The sequence below is a fragment of the Streptomyces bobili genome (assembly GCF_002154575.1).
Lineage (GTDB): Bacteria > Actinomycetota > Actinomycetes > Streptomycetales > Streptomycetaceae > Streptomyces > Streptomyces bobili.
In genome coordinates this window covers 1-4,245 of record NZ_MUBA01000492.1, presented here as the reverse complement: position 1 = coordinate 4,245, position 4,245 = coordinate 1, and the positions used below count along the sequence as shown (strand labels likewise).

The window sequence follows — 4,245 nt, the reverse complement described above, 5'->3', positions numbered from 1 at the left end:
CCTCACCACCGGCCGGGCCGCCGCCCAGGTCGCACCAGGGGTGCCGGACGCCGTACGCCAAGGCGCCCGGCGGCCACGCGCGTTCACCCCCGTACGCCGGGCCGTGACCGCCCGCCACGCGCGCGTGCGGGAGTTGCTGACCCGGCCGTCACCGCAGGGCCGTACGAAGTCACCTGATCAGGGGCGTGGGCCGGGAATGCCCCCGCCCTGCGGGGCGTTGTGCAGTACGAACACGAGGAGGAGCGGTCCAAGTGCTTGATCCGCAGGGTTTGTACGCATGGGAGCCGAAGGGGCTGGCTGTCGTCGACATGGCGCTTGCCCAGGAGTCGGCCGGACTTGTCATGCTCTACCACTTCGACGGATACATCGACGCGGGTGAGACCGGCGACCAGATCGTCGACCGGCTGCTCGACTCGCTGCCCCACCAGGTCGTCGCCCGCTTCGACCACGACCGACTGGTGGACTACCGCGCCCGCCGCCCGTTGCTGACCTTCCAGCGCGACCGGTGGAGCGAGTACGAGGAGCCGGCCATCGAGGTCAGGCTCGTTCAGGACGCCACCGGAGCGCCCTTCCTGCTGCTGTCCGGCCCCGAGCCGGACGTCGAGTGGGAGCGTTTCGCCGTGGCGGTGAAGCAGATCGTGGAGCGCCTCGGCGTACGGCTGTCGGTGAACTTCCACGGCATCCCGATGGGCGTCCCGCACACCCGGCCGGTGGGCCTCACCCCGCACGGCAACCGCACCGACCTCGTCCCGGGCCAGCGCAGCCCCTTCGAGGAGGCGCAGGTTCCCGGCAGCGCCGAGGCACTCGTCGAGTACCGCCTCATGGAGGCCGGCCACGACATCCTGGGCGTCGCCGCGCACGTTCCGCACTACATCGCGCGTTCCGCGTACCCGGACGCCGCGCTGACCGTCCTGGAGGCCATCACGGCCGCCACCGGACTCGTCCTGCCGAGCATCGCGCACGCCCTGCGTACGGACGCGCACCGCACGCAGACCGAGATCGACCGTCAGATCCAGGAGGGCGACGAGGAACTGACCGCCCTCGTCCAGGGCCTGGAGCACCAGTACGACGCCGCCGCCGGCGCCGAGACCCGCGGCAACATGCTCGCCGAGCCGGTCGACATCCCGTCCGCCGACGAGATCGGACGAGAGTTCGAGAAGTTCCTGGCGGAGCGGGAAGGCGAGGGCTGAGCGGCCTCCGCCAGGGGTCTGCCGCGGGCTCTGCCGGTGGCAGACCCTGGACCGCTCTCCGATCGCCGGCCGGTCTAGGCTTGCCGTCATGCTGAAGGTAGGCCTGACCGGCGGGATCGGCGCCGGCAAGAGCGAGGTGTCCCGGCTGTTCGTCGCGTGCGGCGCCGTACTGATCGACGCGGACCGCATCGCGCGCGAGGTCGTCGCACCCGGCACGCCCGGACTCGCGGCGGTCGTCGAGACGTTCGGGGAGGGCGTCCTCGCCGAGGACGGCAGCCTCGACCGCCCGAAACTCGGCTCGATCGTCTTCGCCGACCCCGACAGGCTCGCCGCGCTCAACGCGATCGTGCATCCCCTGGTCGGCGCCCGCTCGCGCGAACTGGAGAGTGCGGCCCCCGAGGACGCCGTCGTCGTCCACGACGTCCCCCTCCTCACCGAGAACCGGCTCGCCCCCCTGTACGACGTCGTCGTGGTGGTCGACGCGGACCCGGCGACGCAGCTCGACCGGCTCGTCCGGCTCCGTGGAATGACGGAGGACGACGCCCGCGCGCGGATGGCCGCCCAGGCGACCCGTGAGCAGCGCCGGCGGATCGCCGACATCGTCGTCGACAACGACGTGCCACTGCCCGACCTGGAGCGACGCGTGAAGGACGTGTGGGCCGAACTGGTCCGCCGGGCGGGGACGTCCGAGGGGCCGGCCGGGCGGTCCGAGGAACAGGGGTCCGAGGAATAGAGGCCCTCGTGGCGCGCGTTGAACGCTGCGAGGAAGGGAAGGAATTTTCCGTGCCCGATACCAGCGGTTCGACCGGACGCAGTCCGGAGACGCATGTCATCGACTTCCGTGCCGCCGAGCAACTGCTCGCCGCACGGGACCCGCGGGGCGCGGTGAAACTGCTCGACGGTGTCATCGCCGCGTACCCCGAGAACACCGCCGCCCGGCTGCTGCGCGCGCGTGCCTTCTTCGCCGCCGCGCAACTACGGCCCGCCGAGCTGGAGTTCACGATCGTCCTGGAGCGCGAGCCGGACAACGCGTTCGCTCACTTCGCGCTCGCCCGCACCTACGAGCGGCAGGGCCGCGCCGACCAGGCCAAGCGGCACTTCCGGCTGGCCGCCGCGCTGGACCCGAACCCCCAGTACCTCAAGGCGGCCCGCTTCGAGTCCTGATGCCCTCGCGCTCGCGGAGAGCCCTGAGCTTGCCGGAGTCCTGATGCCCTCGTGCTCACGGGCGTCGCTCCTCAGGCGGCCGGTACGGCGGGATGCCGGGGCCCGGCTGGTAGTGCGGGCCCTCGCGCAGATGCTTGAGGATCATCGACAGGTCGACGGTGATCACCAGCCACAGCGCCCCGCAGGCGATCGCCCAGCCCGGACGCCCCACGAGGGTGAACGCGACCGTCCCGAAGATCGCCCAGAGCAGCCCCCACACGCTCAGCCACAGCCGCATCCTCAGTGCACTGCGCGCTGTCACCGGCTCACTGCCCGTACGCATCGGATCACCACTCCTTCTTGAAACGTACTCCTCGGTGCGCACGTTCTCCAGAGGGTGGAGACCGGGGTGGAGGCCGGGGGTGGAGACCAGGGCGAGAGGCCGGGGCCGGTTCATCGAAAAGAGGGTCTTCACTCGAACGAATGAACCGGCGGGGTGGGGGAACGGCCGTACAGACACCGGCCGTTGGGCGGGTATGAGGATGGAAATGCGAGAGGGATACGAGGGGACGGGGCCCGGGGCCATCACCCCGGACGGCTGCGCGGTCGAGCTGTACAGCCGCCTCCCGGTGCGCGACGAACCCGACATCATCACCGCCGCCGTGCCCGCGGGCGCGCACATCCTGGAGCTGGGCTGCGGCGTCGGCCGCATGACCCATCCGCTCCTGGAGCGGGGATTCACGGTCACCGCGGTGGATGAGTCCGCGGAGATGCTGGACCGCGTCCGAGGGGCGCGTACGGTGTGCGGCCCCATCGAGGACCTGGAGCTGGACGAGACCTTCGACGTGGTGATGCTCGCGTCGTTCCTCGTCCATGCCGGGGACGAGGAGGTCTGGCGCGGCATGCTGCGCACCTGCGTCCGGCATGTGGCGGAGGGCGGCTGTGTGCTGTTCCAGCGGGAGGGCGAGGACTACCACACCGATCTGCCCCGCGAGCGGGTCGACCCCAGCGGCTTCACCACCCGGATCGTGTCGGCCGAACCGGTCGGTGACGGCGTCGACTCGGTGCGCGCGGAGTATGTGTTCCCGGACGCGATATGGACCCAGACCTTCCGCTCCCGGCCGCTCACCAAGGAACAGTTCGAGCAGGCGTTGGCGGAGGCGGGGCTGAGGGTGGACCGGTATCTGACGGAGGACGGGATCTGGGTGCGGGCGGTGAGGCGATGAAGTGAGCCGATGAAGTGCTGCGATGAGGTGCGGCGAAGAGCGATGAGTTCACGGCGAGGGAGCGGTCTGACTCTCCGACAGCACAACGGACCGCTTCCCCCAGGAGACCTCCATGTCCGAGACCACGGCACCCCTGCCGTCCGCCGTTTCCGCCACCTCCGCCGGTTCCCGGACCCTGACCGCCGGGCGTAGGCGGGCCCGCATCGCACTGCGTGGGCTGGAGGTGCTGCTCGCCCTCTTCTACGGGATCGCGAGCGCCCTGCCGAAGCTGATCGCCCACCCGTCGGCGGCCGAGGGCTTCGACAAGCTGGGCTGGGGCGACACCGGCATGTACGCCATCGGTGTCCTGGAACTGGCGGGGGCGATCGCCCTGCTGGTCCCGGTGCTCCGCTCGGTGGCCGCGGTGTCACTGGGGGCGCTCATGGTGGGGGCGTTCATCGTGACGATCGTCGCCTTCGACGGGGAGAACGCGGCGACACCGCTGATCCTGCTGGTCCCGCTGGGCCTCATCGCCTGGGCCCGACGCGACTCCGTGAAGGACCTGGCCCGACTGGTGCGCCGGACACCGTGACCGTCTGATCCCCTGGCTCCGATGCTCCGTCCTACCGTGGACCCATGGACTCCGGCGAACCTCTCGACCCGCCGGTCCAGAGCGGTGAGGGGGTGCGGGTCGAGAGGTTCGCCGG

General features: G+C 71.0%; 6 protein-coding genes. 5 read left to right on the top strand and 1 reads right to left on the bottom strand.

The features are described 5' to 3' along the window. The first annotated feature begins 251 nt into the window (after positions 1-251). The 3 genes from BZL64_RS31275 to BZL64_RS31265 all read left to right on the top strand — a co-directional run bounded on the left by BZL64_RS31275 (position 252) and on the right by BZL64_RS31265 (position 2,354). Positions 252-1,190, top strand: a complete 939-nt coding sequence (locus BZL64_RS31275) for a PAC2 family protein (RefSeq protein ID WP_086772510.1) — start codon at positions 252-254, stop codon at positions 1,188-1,190. Positions 1,191-1,278: 88 nt separating this feature from the next. Next, positions 1,279-1,923, top strand: a complete 645-nt coding sequence (coaE, locus tag BZL64_RS31270) for a dephospho-CoA kinase (RefSeq protein ID WP_086772509.1) — start codon at positions 1,279-1,281, stop codon at positions 1,921-1,923. A 50-nt stretch (positions 1,924-1,973) separates the two neighbouring features. Then, a complete protein-coding gene (locus tag BZL64_RS31265; RefSeq protein WP_073498261.1) occupies positions 1,974-2,354 on the top strand; it encodes a tetratricopeptide repeat protein in 381 nt (126 codons plus the stop codon). A gap of 55 nt (positions 2,355-2,409) precedes the next feature. Here BZL64_RS31265 and BZL64_RS31260 read toward each other — a convergent pair whose 3' ends face one another. Beyond that, a complete protein-coding gene (locus tag BZL64_RS31260) occupies positions 2,410-2,676 on the bottom strand; it encodes a DUF6343 family protein (RefSeq protein WP_086772508.1) in 267 nt (88 codons plus the stop codon). Between the two features lie 205 nt (positions 2,677-2,881). Between BZL64_RS31260 and BZL64_RS31255 the strand changes: the two genes are divergently transcribed. Both BZL64_RS31255 and BZL64_RS31250 read left to right on the top strand, forming a co-directional pair. Continuing rightward, positions 2,882-3,559 (top strand): class I SAM-dependent methyltransferase, encoded by a 678-nt coding sequence (locus BZL64_RS31255; RefSeq protein WP_086772507.1) that lies wholly within the window; start codon positions 2,882-2,884, stop codon positions 3,557-3,559. A 112-nt stretch (positions 3,560-3,671) separates the two neighbouring features. Further along, complete coding sequence (locus BZL64_RS31250) at positions 3,672-4,130, top strand: DoxX family protein (protein WP_086772506.1); 459 nt, start codon at positions 3,672-3,674, stop codon at positions 4,128-4,130. The last annotated feature ends 115 nt before the right edge of the window (positions 4,131-4,245 follow it).